Source organism: Streptosporangium minutum (genome assembly GCF_002149035.1).
Classification (GTDB): domain Bacteria; phylum Actinomycetota; class Actinomycetes; order Streptosporangiales; family Streptosporangiaceae; genus Streptosporangium; species Streptosporangium minutum.
Genome location: NZ_NGFP01000137.1, coordinates 1 through 24,732 on the forward strand (window position 1 = coordinate 1; position 24,732 = coordinate 24,732).

Annotated in this window: 14 protein-coding genes; 12 read left to right on the plus strand and 2 right to left on the minus strand. The window is 73.3% G+C overall.

Annotated features, from left to right (window positions below):
• From CA984_RS26405 to CA984_RS26430, 6 genes are all read left to right on the plus strand, one after another.
• On the plus strand, positions 1 to 1,380 hold a 1,380-nt coding region (locus CA984_RS26405; protein ID WP_133061777.1), incomplete at its 5' end, for a non-ribosomal peptide synthetase.
• A complete protein-coding gene (locus CA984_RS26410) occupies positions 1,377 to 7,001 on the plus strand; it encodes a non-ribosomal peptide synthetase (RefSeq protein WP_242676180.1) in 5,625 nt (1,874 codons plus the stop codon). The genes CA984_RS26405 and CA984_RS26410, both read left to right, overlap by 4 nt.
• Positions 6,998 to 8,233 carry a saccharopine dehydrogenase NADP-binding domain-containing protein gene (locus tag CA984_RS26415; protein ID WP_086576242.1) on the plus strand — a complete coding sequence of 412 codons (1,236 nt, stop codon included), beginning with the start codon at positions 6,998 to 7,000 and terminating at the stop codon, positions 8,231 to 8,233. The genes CA984_RS26410 and CA984_RS26415 overlap by 4 nt, the downstream gene beginning before the upstream one ends.
• Positions 8,230 to 9,357, plus strand: coding sequence for a Gfo/Idh/MocA family oxidoreductase (locus CA984_RS26420; RefSeq protein WP_086576243.1), 1,128 nt, complete (start codon positions 8,230 to 8,232; stop codon positions 9,355 to 9,357). The genes CA984_RS26415 and CA984_RS26420 overlap by 4 nt, the downstream gene beginning before the upstream one ends.
• Positions 9,354 to 10,133 (plus strand): thioesterase II family protein, encoded by a 780-nt coding sequence (locus tag CA984_RS26425; protein WP_086576244.1) that lies wholly within the window; start codon positions 9,354 to 9,356, stop codon positions 10,131 to 10,133. The genes CA984_RS26420 and CA984_RS26425 overlap by 4 nt, the downstream gene beginning before the upstream one ends.
• Positions 10,134 to 10,155: 22 nt before the next feature.
• The gene (locus tag CA984_RS26430; protein ID WP_031170289.1) at positions 10,156 to 10,536 is read left to right on the plus strand and encodes a nuclear transport factor 2 family protein; all 381 of its coding nucleotides are present in this window, start codon (positions 10,156 to 10,158) and stop codon (positions 10,534 to 10,536) included.
• A 240-nt stretch (positions 10,537 to 10,776) separates the two neighbouring features.
• On the opposite strand, the gene CA984_RS26435 is transcribed toward CA984_RS26430, so the two are convergent.
• On the minus strand, positions 10,777 to 11,460 hold the full coding sequence (locus CA984_RS26435; protein ID WP_086576245.1) for a methyltransferase: 684 nt from the start codon (positions 11,458 to 11,460) through the stop codon (positions 10,777 to 10,779).
• A 113-nt stretch (positions 11,461 to 11,573) separates the two neighbouring features.
• On the opposite strand from CA984_RS26435, the gene pdxH reads away from it, so the two are divergent.
• The 5 genes from pdxH (at position 11,574) to CA984_RS26460 (ending at position 18,771) form a co-directional block, all read left to right on the plus strand.
• Entirely contained in the window at positions 11,574 to 12,224 is a 651-nt protein-coding gene (pdxH, locus tag CA984_RS26440; RefSeq protein WP_086576252.1) for a pyridoxamine 5'-phosphate oxidase, read from the plus strand.
• Between the two features lie 14 nt (positions 12,225 to 12,238).
• Positions 12,239 to 13,852 carry a (2,3-dihydroxybenzoyl)adenylate synthase gene (locus CA984_RS26445; RefSeq protein WP_086576246.1) on the plus strand — a complete coding sequence of 538 codons (1,614 nt, stop codon included), beginning with the start codon at positions 12,239 to 12,241 and terminating at the stop codon, positions 13,850 to 13,852.
• Positions 13,849 to 15,015, plus strand: a complete 1,167-nt coding sequence (locus CA984_RS26450) for a 3-deoxy-7-phosphoheptulonate synthase (protein ID WP_086576247.1) — start codon at positions 13,849 to 13,851, stop codon at positions 15,013 to 15,015. Before CA984_RS26445 ends, CA984_RS26450 begins: the two co-directional genes overlap by 4 nt.
• A 54-nt stretch (positions 15,016 to 15,069) precedes the next feature.
• Positions 15,070 to 15,702 (plus strand): DUF2461 domain-containing protein, encoded by a 633-nt coding sequence (locus CA984_RS26455; protein ID WP_086576248.1) that lies wholly within the window; start codon positions 15,070 to 15,072, stop codon positions 15,700 to 15,702.
• Positions 15,703 to 15,942: 240 nt separating this feature from the next.
• The gene (locus CA984_RS26460) at positions 15,943 to 18,771 is read left to right on the plus strand and encodes an ATP-binding protein (protein WP_086576249.1); all 2,829 of its coding nucleotides are present in this window, start codon (positions 15,943 to 15,945) and stop codon (positions 18,769 to 18,771) included.
• A gap of 75 nt (positions 18,772 to 18,846) precedes the next feature.
• Here the strand turns inward: CA984_RS26460 and CA984_RS26465 are convergent, their stop codons facing one another.
• Positions 18,847 to 22,257 carry a M28 family peptidase gene (locus CA984_RS26465; protein WP_086576250.1) on the minus strand — a complete coding sequence of 1,137 codons (3,411 nt, stop codon included), beginning with the start codon at positions 22,255 to 22,257 and terminating at the stop codon, positions 18,847 to 18,849.
• An 814-nt stretch (positions 22,258 to 23,071) separates the two neighbouring features.
• On the opposite strand from CA984_RS26465, the gene CA984_RS26470 reads away from it, so the two are divergent.
• A partial coding sequence (locus CA984_RS26470; protein WP_133061778.1) for a protein kinase domain-containing protein occupies positions 23,072 to 24,732 on the plus strand: 1,661 nt, incomplete at its 3' end.

A 24,732-nucleotide genomic window follows, 5' to 3' on the forward strand; every position in this document is an offset into this window, starting at 1 on the left:
CCCCTGGCGGGGCCGGTCGGGGTGGACGCGGGCGCGGCGGCGTATGTGATCTTCACGTCGGGGTCGACGGGGGAGCCGAAGGGGGTTGAGGTGTCGCATCGGGCGGCGCTCAACACGGTGGTGGATGTGAACGAGCGGTTCGGGGTGGGGCCCGGTGACCGGGTGTTGGCGCTGTCGGCGCTGGACTTCGACCTGTCGGTGTGGGACGTGTTCGGGCTGCTGTCGGCCGGCGGCGCCCTGGTGCTGGTGGAGGAGGAGGCCCGGCGGGAGGCGCGCCGGTGGGCGGAGCTGATGGCGGCGCACGGGGTGACGGTGTGGAACACCGTCCCGGCGCTGCTGGACATGCTGCTGGTCGCGGTGCCCGAGGGACTCCCGCCGGGCCTGCGGCTGGCGATGGTCTCGGGCGACTGGGTCGGGCTGGACCTGCCCGGCCGCCTGGCCGCGGCGGCACCGGGCTGCCGCCTGGTCGCCCTGGGCGGGGCCACGGAGGCGGCCATCTGGTCCAACGCGTTCGAGGTCGCCGAGGTGGACCCGCGCTGGCGGTCGATCCCCTACGGGTTCCCGCTGCGCAACCAGTGCTACCGCGTGGTGGACGGCCGGGGGCGTGACTGTCCCGACTGGGTGCCGGGCGAGCTGTGGATCGGCGGGGCCGGGGTGGCGCTGGGTTACCGGGGTGATCCGGAGGTCACGGCGGCCAAGTTCGTCGAGCGTGACGGCGGGCGCTGGTACCGGACCGGCGACCTGGGCCGCTACTGGCCCGACGGCACGCTGGAGTTCCTGGGCCGGGCCGACCACCAGGTCAAGGTGCGCGGCCACCGGATCGAGCTGGGCGAGGTCGAGTCGGCCCTGCACGCCCACCCGGATGTGGACCACGCGGTGGTCACCACGGTCGGGCACCCCACCCGCCGGCTGGCCGCGCTGGTGGTCGCCGCCGCCGGCACCGGCCCGCGGGAGCTGCGGGACTGGCTCGCCGAACGCCTGCCGCCCTACGCCGTGCCGCCCACGATCACGATGCTCGACCGGTTCCCCCTCAGCGCCAACGGAAAGGTGGACCGCGGCGCGCTCGCGAAGCTCGCCGAACGGGACGGGCAGGGGACCGACGAGGACGCGCCGCCCTCCGGCCCCGTCGAGGAGGCGCTGGGCCGGATCTGGTGCGAGCTGCTGGGCCTGGACCGGGTCGGCAGGCACCAGAGCTTCGTGGCCCTCGGCGGCGACAGCATCCTGGCGGCCCGCCTCGCCGAGGAGATCCGGATCGGGTTCGGCGTGGACCTGGCCCTGCGGGAGATCTTCGCGGGCCCCACCGTCGCCGAGCACGCGGCCCTGATCGAGCAGCGGCGGACCGAGACCGAGACAGCGGCCTTCGAGGAAGGTGCCTTATGACCGAGCGGACCGAGTGGACCGGGCGGACCGAGGAGACGGACAGCGCCGCAGCCGTGCGGCCGGAGAGGGCCGCGGGCGCGGCCGGGCCGGGGAGGGCCGGAGGAGGGGAAGGCATGACCGCCGGATCGGGCAAGGCCGGGGAAGAGGAGCGGGTGGCCGCGGGGCGGCTCGTCACCGAGCTCGAACGCCAGGGCGTCCGGCTCTGGGAGGAGGACGGGCGGCTCCGTTTCCGGGCGCCGCAGGGCGTGCTGACCGATGAGCGGCGGGCCCTGCTGTCTGCGCACAAGGAGGCCGTGCTCGACCACCTGAACCGGCCCGGCCCGGAGGTGACCCCTCAGCCGGAGGACCGCTATGAGCCGTTCCCGCTGACCGACGTCCAGGCCGCCTACGTCCTCGGGCGCAGGGAGGCCTTCGACTACGGGGGCACGGCCTGCCAGGTCTACGCCGAGCTGGCCTTCCCCGAGCTGGACCCGCCCCGGCTGGAGGCCGCCTGGCGGGCGCTGGTCCGCCGCCACGACATGTTGCGGGCGGTCGTCCACGTCGACGGCTACCAGCAGGTGCTGGCCGACGTGCCGGACTACCGGATCGAGGTGACGGACCTGCGCGGCGAGCCCGCCGGACGGGTGAGCGACCATCTCGACGAGGTCCGCGCCGCGATGGACCACCGGGTCTACGAGGCCGACGCCTGGCCGCTGTTCGAGCTGCGCGTCACACGCACCGACGGGCAGGCGTTGCTGCACGTCTCCATCGACTTCCTGATCGCCGACTACCTGAGCATCCAGCTGCTGCTGACCGAGCTCAAGCGGCTCTACCTCGACCCCGGCCACCCCCTCCCGCCCTTGGAGATCGGCTTCCGCGACTACCTGCTCGCGGCCCGACGGCTGCGTGAGGGCGCCGCCTACGAGCGCGACCGCGACTACTGGGAGGGACGTGTCGACGAGCTGCCGGGGCCGCCGGAGCTTCCGGTCCGCGACAACGCGGCGGCGGAGGCCGGCAGCCGCTTCACCCGCCACCAGGTCACCCTCGACGCCGGGCAGTGGGAACGGTTCCGGGCCAGGTCGGGCGCCCACGGCGTCACCCCCTCCACGGCGGTCCTGGCCGCCTTCGCCGAGGTGGTGGCCAGGTGGAGCCGGCGCCCCCGGTTCTCGCTGAACCTGACCCTGCTCAACCGGCAGCCGCTCCACCCCCAGGTGGGAGGGCTGGTCGGCGACTTCACGACGGTCAGCCTGCTGGCCGTCGACGGCGAGGCGGGCGCGGCCTTCCACGGGCGGGCCCGCGCGCTGCAGGACCGGCTCTGGGAGGACCTTGACCACCGCCTCTACTCCGGTGTGGAGGTCATGCGGGAGATCGCCCGCCGCCGAGGCCGGGGCGCCGCGCTGATGCCGGTCGTCTTCACCAGCACGATCGGGCTCAGCGACGAGGCGTCGGGTCACGAGGGCATGAACGGCCTGGCCGAGGTGGTGTACGGCAGGAGCCAGACGCCGCAGGTGTGGATCGACTGCCAGGCGGTGGTCGAGGGCGGCGCGCTGGAGGTCAGGTGGGACGTGCGCGACGGGGTGTTCCCTCCCGGGCTGGTCGAGGACGCCTTCGGCGCGATGGAGGAGCTGCTGCGCGCCCTGGCCGCCTCGGACGAGCCGTGGGACAGTGCCTGCCCGGTCGCGCTGCCCGCCGTACAGGCCGACCGGCGCGACCGGGTGAACGCGACCGCCGAGCCGCTGCCCCCCGGGCTGCTGCACGAGGCGGTCGTCGCCCAGGCGCTGCGCGCGCCCGACAGGGCGGCCGTCGTGACGGGGGAGCGCACCCTCACCTACGGCGAGCTGCTCGCCAGGGCCGCGGGCGTGGCCGAGACGCTGCGGGCCCGGGGGTTCGCGCCGGGCGCCCTGGCCGCGGTCATGATGGACAAGGGCTGGGAGCAGGTCGTCGCCGTCCTCGGCACGCTCCTGGCAGGTGGCGCCTACCTGCCGGTCGACACCGGCCAGCCGCCGGCCAGGCGGGCGCGGATCCTCGCCGACGCCGGTGTCCGGCACGTGCTCACGCAGTCGTGGATCCGCGACCGCCCGGAGGGAGCCGACCTCGTCGACGTCGACCTCCTCCTGCCGTCCGCGCTCCCGGCTCCTCGGCCGGCGGCCGACCCCGGCGACCTGGCGTACGTGATCTACACCTCGGGCTCCACCGGCGACCCCAAGGGAGTGATGATCTCCCACCGCGCGGCCCTCAACACGGTGGCCGACGTCAACCGGCGCTTCGCGGTGACGGCGGAGGACCGCGTCCTCGGCCTGGCGGGCCTGGGCTTCGACCTGTCGGTGTACGACATCTTCGGCCCCCTGTCCCTGGGCGGCGCCCTCGTGCTGCCCGACGCCGAGGGCCGGGGCGACCCCGCGCACTGGGCGCGGCTGATCGCCGAGCACGGCGTCACGGTCTGGAACTCCGTGCCCGCGCAGATGCAGATGCTCGACCACTACCTGAGCTCCCAGCCCGAGCCGGCCCTGCCGTCCCTGCGGCTGGCGATGCTCAGCGGCGACTGGATCCCCATCGCGCTGCCCGGCCGCGTCCGGGGGCGCCTGCCGGGCCTGGAGCTGATCAGTCTCGGCGGTGCGACCGAGGCGGCGATCTGGTCGATCCACCATCCGATCGGCGAGGTCCGGGACGGCCTGCGGAGCATCCCGTACGGCACGCCGCTGGCCAACCAGGCCTTCCACGTCCTCGACGAGGAGCTGCGCCCCTGCCCCGACTGGGTGCCCGGCGAGCTGTACATCGGCGGCGCGGGCCTCGCCCTGGGCTACCTCGGCGACGAGGACAGGACCGCCCAGCGGTTCATCCGCCGTCCCGGCACCGGCGAGCGCCTCTACCGCACCGGCGACCTGGGCCGCTACCACGACGACGGCACGATCGAGTTCCTCGGCCGGGAGGACCGGCAGGTCAAGATCCGCGGGCATCGCATCGAGCTCGCCGAGGTCGAGGCGGCGATCCAGTCGCACCCGGCGGTCGCGGCGGTCCACGTCCTGCTCGAGGGCAGCGGCATGGAGCGCAGGCTGGCCGCCTTCGCCGAACCGGTACGGCGGCCCGCCTCCGGCGAGGACCCGGCCGCCGAGCTGGCCGCGGCGGCAGCCGCCGCGGCCGATCCGCACACCACCCACATCGACCGCGCCGAGCTCATGGAGTTCATCGGCAGGCTCGACCGGGCCGCGGTGATCGGCATGATGTGGGCGCTGCGGCGGCGGGGCCTGTTCGGCTCCACCGCCGGGCGGACGACCACCGAGCAGGTCCTGGCCGCGACGGGGGCGGCGCCCCGGCACCACCGGCTCGTCCGGCGGTGGCTGCGCGTGCTGGAGCGGGAGGGCGTCATCGCCGGCGACGGCGACGGCTTCCGCGCGCTGCGGGTGATCGAGGCCGCCGACCTGGCGCGGGCCTGGCAGGCGGTGGATGAGCTCCAGCGTGAGGACAGCTACAAGGCCGTGCTCATCGACTACTTCAAGGAGAGCACCGAGCGCCTGCCCGAGCTGCTCCGCGACGAGCTCGACCCGCTTCCGCTGCTGTTCCCCGAAGGCCGGTTGGAGATCTCCGAGGCCGCCTACCGGGAGAACATCATCAGCCGCTACGTCAACCACGCCGCCATCGCGGTGCTGCGCGGGATCGCCGCCCGGCACGACGGGCCCCTGCGCGTCATCGAGGTCGGCGCGGGCGTCGGCGGGACCAGCGCCCACATGATCCCCGCACTGGCCGAGTTCGACGTCGACTACCTGTTCACCGACGTCTCGCCGTTCTTCCTCAACGAGGCCCGCGAGCGGTTCGGTGACCGGCCCTGGGTGCGCTACGGGCTGTTCGACATCAACGAGGACTACCGCGAGCAGGGCTACGCCCCCAACGACTTCGACGTCGTCCTGTGCGCGAACGTGCTGCACAACTCGCGGCACGCGGGCCGGGTGCTGGCCGGGCTCCGCGAGATGCTCAGGCCGGGCGGCTGGCTGGTCTTCATCGAGACCACCAAGGACAGCTACCAGATCATGACCTCGATGGAGTTCATGATGCCGGAGAAGGACCCGCGCAAGTGGGACTACGAGGACCTGCGCAAGGGACGCGACCAGACGTTCCTGGGCCGCGAGGAGTGGCTGGGGCTCCTGACCGGCGCCGGCGCCGACACCACCCTCTGCCTGCCGGGACCGGACGACGTCACCGGCCCGCTCGGCCAGAACGTCTTCGCCGCCCGGTTCAAGAGCGACCGGGCCCGGCTCGGCGTGGCCGGTCTCGCCGAGCACCTGGCCGACCGGCTGCCCGAGTACATGATCCCCAGCCACACGCAGGTCGTGGACGCGCTGCCGCTCACCGGCAACGGCAAGGTCGACCACGCGACGCTGCGGTCCTGGCTGCCCCGCGCGGCGTCCGGGCGCGCCGCGGCGGGCGGTGAGCCCCGCGACGACCTCGAACGCCGGCTCGCGGCCGTGTGGGCCGAGGTCCTGGGGCTGGCCCGGGTCAACAGGGAGGAGGACTTCTTCGAGCTCGGCGGGGACTCGCTGGTCGTCGCGAAGCTGGCGGCCCGGCTCCGCGAGGAGGTGGCGGAGACACGGGACCTGTTCTGGGACGACCTGGTCCGCCAGATCCTGCACCGGCCCACCGTGGCCGCGCTCGCCGAGCACGTCCGCCAGGCAGGGGACGAGGAGGAGACCGGCCCCCGCGGCGAGACCTCCCCGCTGGTCCCGCTCGGCGGGGACGAGGACGGGGGGGACGGCGCGCTGCGGGTGCTCGTCCACGAGGGCAGCGGCACCCTGGCGCCCTACCGCGCGCTGGCCCGGCTGCTGGCGGCCAAGGGCGGGCCGCTGGTCGGCCTGGCGATCACCGAGGTCGAGCGGTATCTCGCCGAGGAGCCCGAGGGCCTCATCGAAAGGCGCGCCGCCCGGTACGCCAGGGCGCTGCTCGACACCGGATCCTCCCGCTTCCACATCGTGGGCTACTGCATGGGAGGCCTGCTGGCCACCGAGGTAGCCCGCCACCTCACCGAGGCGGGCGCCGCCGTGGAGAGCCTCACCGTGATCAGCAGCTACACCCTGCCGCGGATCATCGAGGACGAGCTGGTCGTCGAGTACGTCTTCGCCCGCGTGATGGGGATCGACCCCGCCGACGCGGGCTACCCGGGAGACGAGAACACCATGTCGCGGGTGTTCGAGCTCCTTCTCGCCGAGGATTCCGAACGCGTCCCCGCCGGCCGCGTGGCCCGGCTCACCGGCGACCCGGCCCTGGAGTCGGCCGCCGCCGACTTCCGGCGGCTCGCCGGGCTCTCCCAGCGGGAGCGGCTGGCCGCGATCGGCCGCGCCGCCACCGAGACCCGGTCCGACCCCGAGGTCGAGCGGCACGTGAACTCCCTTTTCCAGGTGGTACGGCACAGCCTGCTGGCGGTCGGCACGCACACCCCGGAGCCGTACGCCGGGGACATCACCTTCCTGCGGCAGCTCGGCGACACCCGTTTCCTGCCGTGGCTGCGCGACGACATGACGGGCTTCTGGCGCGAGCTGTGCCTGGGCGACCTGGAGGTGGTCGACGTCCCCGGAGACCACTTCACCTGCCTGCAGCCGCCCAACGTCGACGAGGTGGCGACCTTCCTGGCCACGTCCCAGGCGGCGCGATGAGGGCCGGCCGCGGGGCGCCCGCCATCGCCGTCCTGGGCTGCTACGGGGCCGTGGGCAGGTCGGTCGTCCGCCGCCTCCGGGAGGCGGGGACGGGCCCGCTGCGCCTGGGCGGCAGGGACCTCGACCGGGTCCGCGCCCTGATCGGAACCGGCCCCGGAGGGCCGGCCGGGGCGGAGGCCGCGACGGGTGGAGGCGTCACCGGCGCGGCCGCGACGGGCGCCGGGGGGATGGAGGCGGGGGCCGGGGCGGACGAGGCCGTGGCGGTCGACCTCCGCGACGCGGCGGCGCTGGCCGCGTTCTGCGAGGGCTGCCACGTGGTGGTCAACTGCGCGGGGCCGTCCAGCCGGATCCTCGACACGGTGGCCCGCGCGGCGCTCGCCGCCGGCGCCCATTATGTCGACGTCGCCGGCGACGCGGCCGTGCGCGACAGGCTCACGGCGGCGGGCCTCCCGGCGGGCTCCGCGGGGCGGGTCGACGCCGGGCTGGTCGTCGTGCTCTCGGCGGGGATGATGCCCGGCCTGTCGGCCCTGCTGCCGAGGCATCTCGCCGGACAGGGGTTCGACCGGGTGGACCGGCTGACCGCTCACGTGGGCGGCGTCGACAGGTTCACCCCCGCCGCCGCGCTCGACTACGTGGCCTCGCTGTCCGACGGGTACGCGACGCCGCTGGCGGCCTGGCGGGGACACCAGGTGATCCCCCGCGCCTCCAGGCCCCGCCGGGGCGTCGAGCTGCCGCATTTCCCCGGCCGGGTCAACGCCTACCCCTACCTCAGCGCGGAGGCCGAGCGGCTCGCCAGATCGCTGGGCTTCGCCGAGGTCGAGTGGTCGAGCGTCTTCGACGGGGAGCTGACGCTCGCGGCACTGGCCCGCCTGCACGACCTGGACGCGGACACCGCGGCCGGCGAGCTGGTGCGGACCTCGCGCCTGGAGGCCTTCGGGCGCACGCCGTACTTCCAGATGGTCTTCCGGATGGAAGGGGAGGCGGCGGGCCGGCCGGTCACCCGGACGCTCGTCGCGCGGGCCGCCGACAGCTACGAGCTGAGCGCGGCGGTCGCCGTGCTGGCGGCCGGGGCGGTCCTGCGGGGCCTCGTCCGTCCGGGACTGCACGACGCGGCCGACGTGCTCGACGCCGGAGCGGTCTTCCAGGCCCTCCTGGACGACCCGGCGGTCACCCGGCTGGAGGTCGTCGACGGCGTGGCGCCGGCCGCAGAGGTGGAGGAGGGGGTCCTGTGAGCGAGCGACCGCGCGTCATCGTCTGCGGCACCGGCTTCGGCCGGGTGCACCTGGCGGCGCTGGGCAGGCCCGGCGTGCCGTTCGAGCTGGCCGGGGTGCTGGCCAGGGGCAGCGATCGTTCGCGGCTCTGCGCGGACCGGGCCGGGGTCCCGCTGTACACCGACGTCGAGCAGGTGCCCGGCGACGTCGACCTCGCCTGCGTGGTGCTCCTGGGGGAGGTCAACGGCGGCCAGGGCAGCGAGGTCGCGGCCCGGCTCATGTCCCGCGGCGTGCACGTGCTGCAGGAGGGCCCCCTGCTCCACGACGAGCTCGCCGCCTCGCTGCGCACCGCCCGCAGGGAGAAGGTCTTCTACCAGGTCAACACGCACTACACCCATCTACCGCCGGTACGCCGGTTCACCGCCGCCGCGCGGGTGCTGCTGGCCCGCCAGCGTCCCCTCTTCGTGGACGCCGTCTGCGGCATCCAGGTCTCCTACAACCTCGTCGACATCCTCGGCAGGATCCTGGGCGGGCTGCGGCCGTGGGGGTTCGCCGACCCGCCGCGGGTGCCGGAGGAGATCCGCCGGCTGTCCGGCGCCGAGCCGCCGTTCCGCACCCTCAGCGGAGTCCTGGCCGGGGTGCCGCTCACCCTGCGGGTGCAGAACCAGCTCCACCCGGCCGACCCGGACAACCACGCGCACTTCCTGCACCGCGTCACCCTGGGGACGGAGGGGGGCACGCTCACGCTGGTCAACACCCACGGGCCGGTGCTGTGGTCCCCCCGCCCGCACCTGCCCGAGCAGGCCAGGGGCCTCGCCACGCTGGACGGCGCCGCCGACGAGCACCTCGACTTCCCCAGCAGCACGCCCATCGGGCCGGCGCGGGCCCCCAGCTACCGCGAGATCCTCGGCGAGATGTGGCCCGCCGGGGTCGAGAGGGCCCTGCGCGCCACCTGGACCACACAGAGTGATGGAGTTGATCCGCTCCGTGACGGCCAGTATCATCTCGCGGTCTGCAAGGTGTGGCAGGCGATGGCGGGGGCACTGGGCTTTCCCGAGCGCCTGCTGGGCCCGGCGCCGCGTCCGCTCTCCGCCGACGAGCTGATCTCCGCCATGAGATCGCAGCACGAGGAGCTGCTCACATGACGACCATGACGACCGAGATGCGCGACCGGTGGCTGCGCTGCCAGCGCGCCGCCCCCGCGCCGCGGCTGCGGCTGGTGTGCTTCCCCCACGCGGGCGGCGCGGCCGGCTTCTTCCGGACCTGGGCGGGGCGCCTGCCGTACGGCGTCGAGCTGTACGCGGTGCAGTACCCCGGCCGCCAGGACCGCATCGAGGAGGAGTTCGCCGCCGACATGGACGGGCTCGCCGGACCGGTCGCGGCGGCCCTGGAAGACCTGCCCGGCGTCCCTGTCGCGCTGTTCGGTCACAGCATGGGCGCGGCGGTGGCGCACGAGGTCGCACGGCGGCTCGAAGAGCGGGGGAGGGTGCCACTGGCGGGCCTCGTCGTCTCCGGACGGCCCGCGCCGGACCGCCTGAGACCCGCGGAGGTGCACCTCGGCGGCGACGAGGCCCTCCTGACCGACCTGCGCAGGCTCGGCGGCACCAGCGAGGAGGTCCTGGCGGACCCCGCGCTGCGCGCGCTCGTCCTGCCCGCGCTCCGCGCCGACTACCGGCTGATAGAGACCTACGAGCCGCGGCCCCGCTCGCCTGTCCGGACGCCGATCTGCGTCTGCATCGGAGACGCCGACCCCGAGGTCGACCTGGACGAGGCGGCGGCGTGGGCGGACCACACGACCGGCGGCTTCGGGCTGCGCGCCTTCCCCGGGGACCACTTCTACCTGGTCGCCCACGAGGACGAGCTGATCAGGGAGGTGTTGCGCCACTGCCGCCTGTCCGACCCATGGCCCTCGACCCCGTGACACGTTACGAAAGGAAAGCGCGTTGGAGACCAAGGCAATCGAGAACGAGCTGCTCGCCCTCGAAGAGCAGGGCTGGGCGGCGATATCGGTGGGGGACGGCGACTTCTACCGCCGGCTGATCACCGACCGCACGCTGTGCGTCGAGCCCGACGGCCTGCAGACCGGGGCGGAGCTCGCCGACGACATCGACGCCAACAAGTCGCCCTTCGACGACTACAAGCTGCAGGACGTCAAGGTCCTGCCGCTCACCGCCGACAGCGCGGTCATCACCTACCGGGCGGTCGTCAACCTCAAGGAGGCCGGCTTCGTCTTCCAGCTCTACATGAGCAGCGCCTACGTCCGCCGCGACGGCGCCTGGAAGCTCGCCTTCCACCAGCAGACACCGGTGAAGCAGGAGGACTGAGGCGCTTCCCCGGCCGTTCCCCGGCCGTTCCCCGGGTTCCGTCGGCCGGTCGTGCGCGCCGTTCCGCCGTCTCCGGCGGCCCTGGTGGAATTGTCGCAGGGCGGTTCCGTGGCGATTCCCGTGCTTTTCACGCTCGCCCGGGGTGGCGGTGGCGGCGGCGATATAGGCGCCCGTTTCCCCGCGCCTCCATCGCCGCCGCCAAGTGATTCGACATAGGGGGAGGAATTCCTCCGGGACTTTTCAGTCCCGGAGGAATTCGACGAGCTGATAATTGATTTTCCCTTCCGGGGCGGCGCAGCCGGCCGCCCGGAGAACGGCCGGTCGCCAGCCGTGCCGGGCGGCGATCTCGCCGACGAGCGCCGCGTTGCCGAGGTCGGTGAAGCCGAGCATCAGCCGTCCGCCGGGGGTCAGGTGATCCCCGGCGTCGCGCAGGAAGGCGTCGTGCGCGGTGTAGCCGGGGTCGAAGAACGCGCGCTCCAGGTCGTCGGCCGCGGCCTCGCCCGAGGGCGCCTCGACGAAGTTGGAGTTCCAGTAGATCAGGTCGAAGCGGTCCTCCGCGCCCAGCGGGGAGAACATGTCCCCGCAGGCCACGCGGACGCGGTCGGCGACGCCGTGCCGTTCGGCGTTGAGCCGGGTGTTGTCGGCCGCGGCCTGGCTCATGTCGATCGCGGTCACCGCGTCGCATCCGCGGAGGGCGGCGGTGACGGCCACGTAGCCGGTGCCGCTGCCGATCTCGCAGAAGGAGCCGTGTGCCGGGTAGGGGAGCCACTCGGCGTACAGCGCCGAGGACTGTGACAGGTGCGGGGCGTAGACGCCGGGAAGGAGGTCCCAGTCCAGGCCGAGCAGCCGGAAATTCTGCCGCAGCGTGATTTCCCGATGGCGGGCGAGAAGATTTCCGGCGGCCTGCCGGGCGCGAGTATTCATCGTCTCTCCGGTCTCCGATGGACGTTGCATTAGATAATTATAGGCATTAGCGTTTAAATCATGCCACGCACGGCATGTAGCTATGAAATATGTAATGACGGATGGAGAGGCTGATGTCGACGACCACCGATCTCATCCGGCTGGGCGCCTCCTACCGAAGGGACGGCGTCGACCCCGGGAAGCTGGAGAGCGACCCGCTGGTCCAGTTCCGGCACTGGCACGACGAGTGGCTGGGCACCGGCCCGGCCGCGGGCCAGGCCGCCGTGCTCGCCACGGCGGACATCCACGGCCGTCCGTCGGCGCGGTGGGTCGACCTGGCCTACGTGGACCACGGATTCGTGTTCTTCACCAACTACGGCAGCCGCAAGAGCGCCGACCTGGCCGTCAACCCGCAGGCCGCGCTCTGCTTCGGCTGGCTGGAGGTGGGCCGGCAGGTGCGCGCCGAAGGCGGCGTCGCCCGGCTCACCGACGTCGAGTCCGACGCCTTCTTCGCGGGCCTGCCCCGCGGCGTCCAGCTGCTCTCCTGGGCGAGCGACCAGCGCCGGGTGGTCGGCGACCGGGACGTGCTTCAGGCGCAGCTCGCCCAGGCAGGCGACCGCTTCTCCGGACAGGAGGTGCCGCGGCCCGCCCACTGGGGCGGCTACCGCCTGACACCCGAGGAGGTCGAGTTCTGGCAGCGCCGTACCGACGAGATACAGGACCGTTTCCGCTACCGCCGCGAGATCGTCGGCGACGGCTGGCGGAGCGTGCAGATAGCCCCCTGAGGAGGGAGAAGCCGATGATGCCCGGATGTGTGCAGTGGCCGGAAGAGGTGGCCGCGCGTTACCGGAGGGAGGGCTACTGGCGCGGTGAGACGCTCGGCGACCTGCTGCGCCGCGTGGCCGCTGCCCACGGCTCCCGGACCGCCCTGGTGTCGGGGGACTCGCGCTGGAGCTACCGGGAGCTCGACGAGCGCGCCGACCGCCTCGCGGCGGGCCTGAGCGGGCTCGGCATAGGCCCCGGCGACCGCGTGCTGGTCCAGCTGCCCAACACCCCTGACCTGGTGTTCCTCTGCTTCGCGCTGTTCCGCCTCGGGGCGGCGCCGGTCCTCGCCCTGCCGCCCCACCGGCACAGCGAGATAGGCCACCTGGCCGCCGCCACCGACGCCGTCGCCTACGTCGTCCCCGACGTCTGCCAGGGCTTCGACCACCGCGAACTCGCCCGGCTGGTGCAGGCGTCGGCGCCGTCGCTCCGCCACGTCGTCGTGTCCGGCGACCCGCAGGAGTTCACGGCCCTGGCCGACCTCGAACGCGACCCCGTGCCGCTGGCCTCCCCCGACCCCGGCGACGTCGCCCTGTTCCTGCTGTCGGGCGGGACCACCGGCCGCTCCAAGCTCATCCCGCGCACCCACGACGACTACGCCTGCAACATCCGGCTCAGCGCGGAGAACGCCGGCCTGGACGAGACCTCGGTCTACCTGGCCGCGCTGCCGATCGCGCACAACTACGCGCTGGGCTGCCCCGGCGTGCTCGGCACGCTGCAGGCGGGCGGGACGGTCGTCCTCACCCCGACCCCGAGTCCCGACGACGCCTTCCCGCTGATCGAGCGCGAGCGGGTCACCGTCACCGGTCTCGTCCCCTCGCTCGCCCAGCTGTGGGTGGAGGCGGCGCAGTGGGCCCGGCAGGACCTGTCCAGCCTCCGCCTGGTCCAGGTCGGCGGCGCCGCGGTCTCGGGCGAGCTGGCCGGCCGGGTGGGCGCGGCGCTGGGCCGGCTCCAGCAGTCCTTCGGGATGGCCGAGGGGCTGCTCAGCCAGAGCCGCCGCGACGACTCCGAAGAGGTGCTCGTGTCCACGCAGGGCAAGCCGCTCGCACCCGCCGACGAGGTGCGCGTCGTCGGCGAGGACGGCGGCGACGTCCCCCCGGGAGAGGCAGGCGAGCTCCTGGTCCGCGGCCCCTACACCATCCGCGGCTACTACCGCGCGCCCGAGCACAACGCCGCCGCCTTCACTCCGGACGGGTTCTTCCGCACCGGCGACCTCGCCCGGCTGACCGGCACCGGCCATCTCGTCATCGTCGGACGGGTCAAGGACGTGATCAACAGGGGCGGCGACAAGGTGCCCGCCGACGAGGTGGAGGACCACCTCCTCGCCCACCCGGAGGTGGACGCCGTGGCGGTGGTCGCGATGCCCGACCCGTTGCTGGGGGAGCGGACCTGCGCCTACATCGTCCCCCGCAGGGACGCCCCGAGCCTGAAGACGATCGAGGCGTTCCTCCGCAAACGCGGCGTGGCCGCCTACAAGGTCCCCGACTGGATCGAGGACGTCTCCGCCCTGCCGTACACCCCGGTGGGAAAGATCGACAAGGCCCGCCTGCGCGCGGACATCGCCCGCCGGCGGGGCGGCAGGCGGCCGTGACGGCGCTGACGCCGGGACGCGCGCCCCAGCAGCCCGACTGGAGCGACCCCGGCCTGCTCGACGAGGTCAGGCGGACGCTGGGGGCGCTGCCCCCGCTGGTCACCGAGGAGGAGTGCGCGCGGCTGTCGGCGTCGATGGCGCGCGCCGGCGCCGGCGAGGCGCTGGTGCTCCAGGGAGGCGACTGCGCCGAGCGTTTCCGCGAGTCCAACCCGTGCGACGTCGGCAGGAAGCTCGACCAGCTCTACCGGCTGTCCCACGGGCTGGGCGCCGCCGCGGGAGTCCCGGTCGTGCCGCTCGGGCGGCTCGCCGGCCAGTACGGCAAGCCGCGGTCCGACGCCTGGGAACGGGTCCCCGACGGCACGGTCATGCCGGCCTACCGGGGGGACGCGGTCAACAGCCCGGACGCCGACCCCGACGCCCGCTTCCCCGACCCGGCGCGGCTGCTGCGGGCCTACGAGTGCGCCGAACGGGTGCTCGCCACGGTGCGGGCCTCCTGGAACGGCCGGGAGGACATGGAACGGGCACACGTCTCCCACGAGGCGCTGCTGCTCGACTACGAGCACCCCCTCGTCAGGCAGGGGAGCGGCGCGCGGTTCGCCTCCTCGGCGCACTCCGTCTGGATCGGCGACCGCACCCGCTCCGTGGAGGGGGCGCACGTGGCGTTCGCCGCGTCGGTCGCCAACCCGATCGGGGTGAAGATCGGCCCCACCACCCGCCCGGCGGACGCCGTACGGCTGAGCCGCCTGCTCAACCCGGAGGCGGTCCCCGGCCGGCTGGCCTTCATCGTGCGGATGGGCGGCGCGCGGGTCCGGCGGCTGCTGCCGGAGATCGTGGGCGAGGTCGCCAGACGGGGGACACCGGTGCTGTGGTTGTGCGATCCCATGCACGGCAACACCATGCGGATCGGCATGGGCCTGAAGACCCGGCCCGTGGGGGCGATCCTGGAGGAGGTCGTGGCGTTCGTCCGGGTGCTGCGCTCCCTGCGGCGGCACCCGGCGGGACTGCACCTGGAGATGACGCCCGAGGACGTGACCGAATGTGTGTCGACCCCGCGTCCCTTCTCCGCGCTGCCTCCCCTGCCGAGGTACCGGAGCGCGTGCGATCCCCGGCTCAACGCCGAACAGGCGGCCGAGGTGGTCGAACGCTTCGCGAGCGTGCTGTGAGAACGGCGGGGAGACGGGAAGAGGAGGGACGCGCAGGCAGAGGGAAGGAGAGGCATGGGCTTCGAGGGGATTCCGAGCAGGGCGTTCGCCTTCTACGAGGGGCTGACCGCCGACAACTCGCGTGACTACTGGCATGGCCACAAGGAGATCTACGAAAGCTCCGTCCGGGAGCCGCTGCTCGCCCTGCTCGGGGAGATCGAGGACGAGTTCGGCGAGGCCAAGCTGTTCCGCCCGCAGCGCGACACCAGGTTCGCCAAGGACAAGTCGCCCTACAAGACCTATCAGGGGGTGACGGTCGGCGTGGGCGGGACCGTGGGCTACTACCTCCAGTTGGAGGCCGCCGGTCTGTTCCTCGGCGCGGGCTTCCACGCGTTCGACTCCGCCGAGACCGCCCGCTACCGTGCGGCGGCCGACGACGGGCGCACCGGCGGCGCGCTCGTCAAGATCACCGATCGGCTGGTCAAGGACGGGTTCGAGCTGGTGGGCGAGCGCGTCAAGACCCGGCCACGCGGTTACCCGGCCGATCACCCGCGCATCGAGCTGCTCCGCCACAGATCGCTGGGCGCCGAACGGCGGGTGCCGAAGTCGAAGGTGCGGGGGCGCAAGGCGCTCACCGTGGTCCGTGACGACTGGCGCCGCCTGCGCCCGCTCGTCGACTGGCTGCTCGAACACGTCGCCAAGGGGTGAGCGCCGAGGCCGGCACGGGATCTCACAGCCGGCCTTGACACGTTCCACGGGCGGACCACCGGTGGGGGTCCTGCGGTGCGGCCCCGATGAGCGCCGGATACGGCCCGGCCGCCGCCGCCCGGGTGTGGATCTTGACACGTAGCCGCAACAAGGCCGTTACATCCAAGGGTTGACCTTGAACGGACATATGTGGGTACCCTCCGTGAGGGTCCCGCAGCCCGTATCCCCTCGGAGCCGCCGATGAGCAGCCTGGCCTCGCCCGCACTCGTTGGACGCGTCGCCGAGCTGCGGGCTCTCATCGACGCGATGGCCCGCCCGCCGGCCGTGGTGCTGGTGGAGGGAGAGGCGGGCATAGGGAAGACCCGGCTCGTCCACGCCGCGCTGAGCCGTCTCGTATCCGGTGACCGGTCCGTCCTTCTCGGCTACTGCCACCAGATCCGTGAACCCTTTCCGTACGGGCCCGTGGTGGAGGCGCTGCGGGAGATCGCGGGCCGGCTGCCGCCGATCGACGCGCTCGACCCGGTCACCGGCGCGCTCCGCGACTACCTCCCCGAGCTGGCTCGCGCACTGCCGCCGTCGCCGCAGCGGCTGGACGATCCACGGGCCGAGCGGCACCGGCTGTTCCGCGCGATGCGCGCCCTGCTGGCCGCCGTCGGACCGGCCCTGCTCGTGATCGAGGACCTGCACTGGGCCGATGACGGGACGCGTGACCTGCTGCGGTTCCTGGCCGACCAGCCGCCCCGGGGCCTGACGGTGGTGGCGACGTACCGGCGGGAGGACCTGGGCACGCCCGGACTGCCGCTGGGGCACACCTACCGGCACCCGCCCGGCACGACGAGCCTGGTGATACCGCTGAGGCCACTGGACGTGCCGGGTGTGAGCAGCCTGGCCGGCGCGCTGCTGAACCGCTCCGACCTGCCGTCCCCGTTCGTCGCACGCCTGCACGAGCGTACGGCGGGCATCCCGTTCGTGGTGGAGGAGGTCGTCCGGTCCCTGCCCGACACGGAGGGACCCGACGCGGAGGGGCCCGACGCGCTGGACCGTGTCGGGGTGCCGCTGCTGCTGCGCGAGGCGATGGCCGAGCGGATGGCCGGCCTGTCCGCGGCGGCGGTGAGCGCGGTACAGGCGGCGGCGGTGCTGCGGCTTCCCGTGGGCGAGCAGCTGATCGCGACGGTCGGCGGGAACTCCACCGGGCTGGGCGAGGCGCTGCGCGCCGGCGTGCTCCACGAGCATCCCGGCGGCCGGTACGGCTTCCGCCACGCCCTGGCCCAGCAGGCCGTGTACGACGCGATCCCGGGCCCGGACCGGCGGCCGGCGCACGAGCGTGCGATGATCGCGCTGTCGGCGATGGAGCCTCCGCCGCTGGTCCAGCTCGCCTTCCACTCCCGGCAGGCCGGGGACACGGAGGCCTGGCTGCGCCACGGTACGGCTGCCGCCGACCGGGCGGCCGCACTCGGCGACACCGCCCTGGCCGTCGAGGTGCTGGAGGGCATGCTCGCCGATCCCGACCTGCCCGAACCGGACCGCGGCCCCCTCGCGCTGGCACTGAGCCGCCTGGCGGCGACCGGGCTGCCGCACCAGCGGGTGGTGCGGCTGCTGCGCCGCCTGCTGCGGGACGATCTCCTCGCCCGCGAGGCGCGCGGCGAGGCGCGCCTCAATCTCGGCCTGGTGCTGTGCAACCAGGCGGGCGACAGCGCCGCCGGACGTCCCGAGATCATGGCCGCCGTCGCCGAGCTGCGCGACCGGCCGACGCTGGCCGCCCGTGGCTGGGCGAGCCTCGCGCTGCCGGGATGGGGCACCGAATCACTGGCGACGCAAGAGGAGTGGATGGCCCGCGCCGAGGCGCTCGTCGCGACCGCCGACAACCCGGAGCTGGCGGCCGCGGTCCTGGCCAACCGGGCCTCGTTCGAGATGACGATCGGCTCTCCGGACGCGTTCACCGTCGCGGCCACGCTGCCGGTCGCCGACCCGTCCGCGGCGGTCCGGCGCGAGGCCGCCCGCGGCTACTGCAACCTGCACGACTCGGCGACCATGCTGGGCCACTACGAGGCGGCGGAGAAATTCGGCAGGGAGGGCAGGCGGCTGGCCGCGGAGGCCGGTGCGCAGTACCCCGCCTACCTCGTCGACGTCTCGACGATCCGCAGGCACTGGCTGACCGGCCGATGGGACGGGCTCCGCGACCGGGCGGCCACCCTGGCGGAGCTGGCCACCGAGACGCCGCTGATCGCGGTGGACGTCTGGCTGGTGCTGGGACTGCTCGCCCTGGCCACCGGTGAGTGGGAGGAGGCCGCCGGGCACCTTCGCGGCGCGGGCATGGACGCGCCGGACGCGCGCTTCCTCCCGGTGGTGGTGGCCGCCGCGGGTGGCCTGGTCGAGCTGCACCTCGCCCGCGGCGCGCTGGAGAGCGCGGTCACGGAGGCCGGGCAGGCGGTCGCCCGGCTACGCGGCAAGGGGGTGTGGGTCTGGGGCGCCGACCTGATCCCGTCGGCCGTCACCGCGTTCGCCCGCGCCGGGCGGATGCGGGAGGGGGCCGAACTGGTGGCCGAATTCGCCGACGGGATCGCGGGCCGTACCGCGCCCGCCGCGCACGCCGCTCTTGACCACGCCCGGGGCGCGCTGGCCGCCGATCGGCGGCCGGCCGACGCCGCCGGCTTCTTCGCCCGTTCCCGGGAGGCGTACGCGGCCCTGCCCCAGCCCTACGCGGCGGCGCGGGCGGGCGAGGGGGAGGCGCGTGCCAGGCTCACCCTCGGTGATCGCCACGCCGCCTCGGCCCTCGCCGAGCTGGCGGAACGGTTCGGCGCGCTCGGCGCCACCCACGACGCCGCGCGCTGCCGGCGCGCGCTGCGCGACATCGGCGCGGAGTTCCCGCTGCCACGGGGCCGCAAGGGCAACGCCGGCGCGCTGTCGCAGCGGGAGAGGGAGGTGGCCCGGCTCGTCGCGCTCGGCCGGACCAACCGGGAGATCGCCGACGTCCTGTTCCTGTCGACGCGCACGGTCGAGACCCACGTCGCCACCGTGCTGCGCAAGCTCGGCGTCCGGTCGCGGACCGAGGTCGCCCCGCCCGTCTGAACGCGGGAGACGAGGGGAAGCCCCCGGGACCGGCGGTTCGGTCCCGGGGGCGTCCTCACTCCGCTGGCCCGCCGCTCAGACGGTGATGCTCCACCAGTCGAGAGTGCCGGTGTCCTGGAAGTAGTTGTCGCTCACCTCCAGCAACCACTGGCCGGCCGCCTGCTGGGTGACCGGAACCGTGTAGGTCCGGGTGCCGTACGCGGTGCAGGTGGAGCCGCCACTGCTGTCGAGCAGGTACCACCGTCCGTTCGGGCCGCGGAGCCAGATCTCCAGGTCCTCGGCGCAGGTGTGGTCGATCGTGACGGTGAGCTTGACGGGTGACGTCGCCGTCCCGGTCGCGGTGGAGGTGACCGGGCTCTCGACGGTGTCGAGGTCGTCGATGGTGTAGTCGGTGTCGTTGCGGAACGTGCGGCCGGACGAGGTGCCCTGCACGGTCAGCGTGTACACCGAGGTGTGGGTGGCGGTCTCGCCGGTGCCGGTGACCGTCACCTGGTAGGTGCCGGCGGGCGTCGTGGCCGTGGTGGCGACGGTCATGGTGGACGAGCCGCCCGAGGTCACCGAGGCCGGGTTGAAACCGGCCGTGGCGCCGCTGGGCAGACCCGACGCGGACAGGCTGACCGTCTGCGCGGTGCCCGCCGTGGTGGCGGTGGCGATCGTGGAGGTCGCCGCCTGGCCGGCCTGGACCGTCCCCGACGACGGGCTCGTGGAGATGGAGAAGTCCCGGCTCGTGACGGTGCCCGTCGCGAGCTTCCAGATCGCGTACGCCGAGGCGTCGGCGGCCCGGTCCAGGACGGTGTCGCTGATGTTGCTCGTCGTGTCGCACGCGCGGTGGTAGCAGGGGTCGTACGCCTGGCCCGCCGTACCGCCCCACTTGGCGGCCTGGGCCGATGTCTTGACAGCGCTGGCGCCGGCCGCCACGCCGGAGGTGGCGATTCCCGCGTTACGGAACGACGCGTCGTCGGACCGGTTGGCCCCCTCGGTGTTCTCCTCCGGCTGGAGGTTCAGGCCGTCGTAGAAGGCCTTGAGGTGGGTCGCCGCCGAGGTGGTGATGTTGTTGATGAAGTAGCCGCCGTTGGTCGAGCCGACCATGTCGTAGTTGTGGTAGGTCTTGATCTTGCTCCGCTCGGTGGAGCTGAGCGAGTTGACGTAGAACTCCGAACCGTTGAGGCCCTGCTCCTCGTCGGTCCACCAGCCGAACCGCACGTGCTTGGCCATGGCCGGGTTCTTCGCCGCCAGGGTCAGCGCGACCTCCAGCAGCGCCGACGAGCCCGAGGCGTTGTCGTTGATGCCCGGACCGGCCGAGACGCTGTCCAGGTGGGCGCCGGCCATGATGACCTGGTTGGCGTCGCCGCCGGGCCAGTCGGCGATCAGGTTCGGCCCGGCCCCGGAGGTGCAGCCCGAGGTACAGGGCTGCCGCACCACGGTGTAGCCGGCGGCGGTGAGCTTCTGCTCGACGTAGGACACCGACGCGGTGTAGCCGGCGCCCGTGGACCTACGCGTGCCGCCGTTGGCGGTGGCGATGGTCTGGAACTGCTGCAGGTGCGCCTTGACGTTCGCGACGCTGATGTCCGGCGGGTCGGTCGGGACGGGCCCGCTGCCGACCGTCAGGGTGTAGGCCGCCGTGTGCGTGCCGGAGGCGGCGGAGCCGGTGACCGTGACGGTGTACGTCCCGGCCGGCGTCGACCCGGCGGTGCTGACGGTCATGGTGGAGGTGCCGCCGGACGTCACCGAGGACGGGTTGAAACTCGCGGTGGCGCCCGCCGGCAGGCCGGAAGCGGTGAGGGCGACCGTCTGCGCGCTGCCCGAGGTGGTCTGCGTGCCGACGGTCGAGGTGACCTGCTGGCCGGGCTGTACCGAGCCCGCGGCCGGGCTCAGCAAGACGGCGAAGTCGTTGCCCGTCGCGGCGCAGGTCGGCTCGCCCGACTGCACCGGTACGCTGACCGCGTTCCAGGCCGCCTTGGTGGCGGCGCACTCGGGGCTGCTCGCGCCGTACAGATCCACCGCCGCGGCCAGCGACGCCGTCCTGGCGTTGATGTACTTCCAGGTCGAGGTCTTGCGCATCAGCGCGCCCATGAGGATCTTCCCGGCCTTCTGGATGCCGAGGCCGGTCACCGAGGAGGGCCCGCCGGAGCAGATCGGGCTGTTCGGCTTGCCGCCGCCCGGCGCGGAGCCCTCGGCCAGCAGGTAGAACCAGTGGTTGAACGGGCCGGCCGCGGCGTGCACCTCGGTGCTCGGGATCGAGGAGGACCAGCAGTTGGGGTCGCCCACCAGGGACGGGTTGTACATGTACCGGATCGGGCCGTCGCCGACGAGGTTCACCTCCTCGCCGACCTCGTAGTCCGGCGGATCGTTCGGGTTGTTGGCGTAGGCCTCGGTGAGCGCGCCGAAGGCGTCGCCGACGGCCTCGTTGATGCCGCCGTTCTCGTTGCCGGAGCCGGTGCTGCCGGGGGTGGTCTGGAAGATGGCGTGGCCGAACTCGTGGCCCACCACGTCGATCGGCGTGGCCTGGCGCTGGTTGTCCTGCGAGTGGCCGAAGTTGGTGGTGCTGCCGTCCCAGTAGGCGTTGACGTCGTTGAGCCCGACCTTGGTCGGGAAGCCACCGCCGTTGCCGTTGATGCCGCTGCGACCGAGCCAGTCGCGCAGCATGTCCCATTCCTTCTGCACCGAGTAGAGCGCGTCCACGCAGGCGGTCTCCAGGTTCGTTCCGGAGCCGTTCCCCCAGGCGTCGTCGGTACCGGTGTAGGCGGAGCCGTTCTGCCCGCCGCAGCGGATGCCGCTGCGGGTCGTGTCGGTCATCGAGTACGAACTGCCGGAGCCGCTCGTGTTGATGGTGACCTGGCCGTAGTAGTAGCCGGTCCCGGTGCCCGCCCGCACCTCGTCGTACGAGTCGGCGATCTCACCGGTGCGCGCGTCGACGAACACGTGCTGCTTGCTCGGCTTGCCGTCGGCGATGCCGGAGACCAGGGCCTCCCAGGCGAGGCGCGGCTTGGCGCCCCAGGCCAGGACCACCAGGCGCGGGTCCGTGCTGTCGTCGACCCGGGTCAGCCGGCTCTTCGCCTTGGTGCGGGCGTCCGCGGCGGTCACCTTCGGCGAGGTCGGCACGTTCACGGTGACGCCGGAGGCCGCCGCGGTGTCGCGCACCTTCCCCGCGGAGTCGGTGATCACGACCGCGTCGCCGCCCACCACGGGCAGCCCCTTGTAGGTGCGCTCGTAGACGACGGAGTACATGCCTTCGGAGCCCGGCGTCACGGCGGTGCGCCGGTAGATCTCGTCGGGCCCCTTGCGCAGCTCGTCCAGACCGCTCGCGACGGCCTGGTCGGCGGCGGCCACGGCGAGCTGGGGCGGATCGGCGAAGGAGCGGACATGGAGGGAGCGGGCATGGTCGGCCGGCCCCGGGGAGGGTTTCGCGGCCGCCGGTGAGGAGGGTGCCACCGCGGCCACCACGGCCAGGCCGAGGGTGGCCGCGAGTACGGCTCTGCGTCTCACGCGTGTTCCTTTCGGTCGGTGTCCCCGGCCGCGTTTCGCCGTGTACGCGAGCGGCGGCGGCCGCGCTGCCGGGCGTACGCCCGGCAGCGGGCACGACGGGGATCGGGGGGTGAAAAGGAAGGTGGATGGCGGAATCTCGTCCGGGTGAAGCAGGCGGTGGGATCGGGAAGGGCCACCCGTTTCACGCGGAGGGAGGGCTCCCCCGAGAGGGGGCGGCTAAGGCGGGGAGGGGAGGCGGCGCTCCATCACGCTCCTTACTCTGCGGACCACTCGGTGAACGCGGTGAGCATTTCCAGGCCGCCGGTCCTGATCGGTTCACAACCGCGCGTATCCGCCCCCGGAAGGGAGCGTCGATCTCCTGCGATGACCGGGCTGATGTGCGGCGACCCGTGCCGTGACGCTAGAYCCGCGATCAGCTGCCGAACATCCGTAGCGATATCCGTATACATACGTAAAAAGCGATTTATGCGGGAAGTCCGTTAAGTGTCGCCGGACCGCCGGGAGGCGCGCGGAGGGCCGCGGCGGCCGGTACGGCGCGCCACGGGCCATGGCTCACCTGCCTGGTGAGGGTGGAGGTGCCGGCGTCGAACGGGGAGCCGGTGCCGGTGTGGACCCGGAGCCCGGCACGAGGTGGCCGGTGGGGCGCCGAAGAGCCGGGCTTAAAGGGCATCAATCGGCAAAACGGTAATATTCGATGCCCTTTTCCCTGATAAAGGTGTGCGTATTGTTAGGTGATCTCCTGGCGGCTTTCCCGGGCGATTGAAAGAATCGCCACCATGTCGCCGACATCCCCTCCGCCCGGCCGGACGGCTCCGTGACCGGACCCCCTCCGCCGCCGACCTTTCCCACGTTTCCACGGGAGCTCCTGCTCTCCTACGACCCGCTGGAGTTCATCGGACGGGGAGGCGAGGCGGATGTCTACCTCTGCGGCGTCCGGCCCGGAGACGACCTCGCCGCGGTCAAGGTCTACCGCGACAAGACCATCGACCTGGCGATGCGGGCGGACCTCACCGACGAGCGCTACCTCCGGCACGTCCCCCGCCTGCTCGGCTACGGGAACACCCCGGACGTCCACGGCGTCATGGTCGGGTGGGAGGCCCAGGAATACTTCGGCTGCGGCTCCCTGCGGACGGTGATGTCGGGCAGGGAGGGGTTCCCGGAGGCGGAGATCCGGGAGATCACGGCGGAGCTGGCGGCCTGCGTCGCCTTCTGGCAGTCCGAGATCCGCTACAACCACACCGATGTCAAGCCGGACAACATCCTGGTCCGTTCGGTCGCGCCGTACCGGTTCGTCATCGGCGATTTCGGCGGAGCGGTGCGCAACACCGCGAGCCAGGAGATCGGGACGGTTCTCGCGAGCCACCGCTACATGGCGCCCGAGGCGCTCCAGGCCCGCCGCGGCGAGCCGCCGGCGTGGTGGTCGGTGGGCGTGATCGTGTACGAGCTGTTCACCGGCAGGACGCCGTACCACGACCTCGCCGAGGGCGACATACCCGCTGTCCTGCGGCAGGCGCGCCCCTTCGACCTGTCGGCGATCGCCGACCCCCGCTGGCGCATGCTGGTCCAGGGACTGCTGACCGTCGACCGCGACTCCCGCTGGCAGCACCGGCAGGTCGCCGGGTGGCTGATGGGGGACACTCCCAGCACCCCCACGCCGACCAGGCGCTTCGAGCCCATCACGTTCGCCGGAAGGACCTACGGCCAGCCCGGCGAGCTCGTCCTGGACATGCAGGACCGCTGGACGCTCGCGGTCGCCTGGCTCCTGGAGGGGAACGCGAGGAGGCTGGCGGACTGGATCGGGCGCGGCTTCGCGGACCTCGGCTTCGACCCGGCCCCGCTGGAACGCCTCGGCGGGAGCGGGGCGGGTGGCGAGGCCTGCCATCTCGCCCTCGCCGCCCTCGCCGCGCACTTCCTGCCCGACCGGGTGCCCCGCTACAAGGACTGTGTCATCGACGACGCCGGGCTGCTCTGCCTGGCCAGAGGCACGGTCGAGGACGCCCGGACGCTGCGCGAGATACTGGAGAGCGGCGTGCTCCCGTACGCGGCCAGGCACGAGTGCGCGCACCGGCGGATGTGCCCGGACGGCTGCCGGGTGCTCGGGCGGGTGGCCGACGAGGTGCCCCGGACCGTCGCGGAGGTGGTCCGCAGGCTGAGCTGGCTGCGCCCGGTGATCGAACGGCACGCCAGGAGTCTCGGCCACGACCTTCCGCCGGGAGGGGTCCCCGCCGCCGGCGACATGTGCCTCGCGTGGAGCGCGGCGGCCGAGCTGACGCTCCGCCCGGGAGCGCTCGGCGGCTTTTTGGCTAGAATCCGCAAGGTGAAGAGCGACGCCCCCTGGTGGATCCGGGAACGGAGAGCCGCTCACGACGCCGACGTGGAGAGCGTGCCGGGCCGCGGCATGATCGTGGTCACCCGTCTCCTCGCCCGTTACGCCCCGGCCCCGGCCCCGGTCCCGGCCCTGGTCCCGGCCCCGGC

Bases quoted from the DNA above. Each gene is read 5' to 3' on its own strand.
- CA984_RS26410 (WP_242676180.1), top strand. From the start codon at position 1,377: ATGACCGAGCGGACCGAGTGGACCGGGCGGACCGAGGAGACGGACAGC.
- CA984_RS26415 (WP_086576242.1), top strand. From the start codon at position 6,998: ATGAGGGCCGGCCGCGGGGCGCCCGCCATCGCCGTCCTGGGCTGCTAC.
- CA984_RS26425 (WP_086576244.1), top strand. From the start codon at position 9,354: ATGACGACCATGACGACCGAGATGCGCGACCGGTGGCTGCGCTGCCAG.
- CA984_RS26435 (WP_086576245.1), bottom strand. From the start codon at position 11,460: ATGAATACTCGCGCCCGGCAGGCCGCCGGAAATCTTCTCGCCCGCCAT.
- pdxH (WP_086576252.1), top strand. From the start codon at position 11,574: ATGTCGACGACCACCGATCTCATCCGGCTGGGCGCCTCCTACCGAAGG.
- CA984_RS26445 (WP_086576246.1), top strand. From the start codon at position 12,239: ATGATGCCCGGATGTGTGCAGTGGCCGGAAGAGGTGGCCGCGCGTTAC.
- CA984_RS26455 (WP_086576248.1), top strand. From the start codon at position 15,070: ATGGGCTTCGAGGGGATTCCGAGCAGGGCGTTCGCCTTCTACGAGGGG.
- CA984_RS26460 (WP_086576249.1), top strand. From the start codon at position 15,943: ATGAGCAGCCTGGCCTCGCCCGCACTCGTTGGACGCGTCGCCGAGCTG.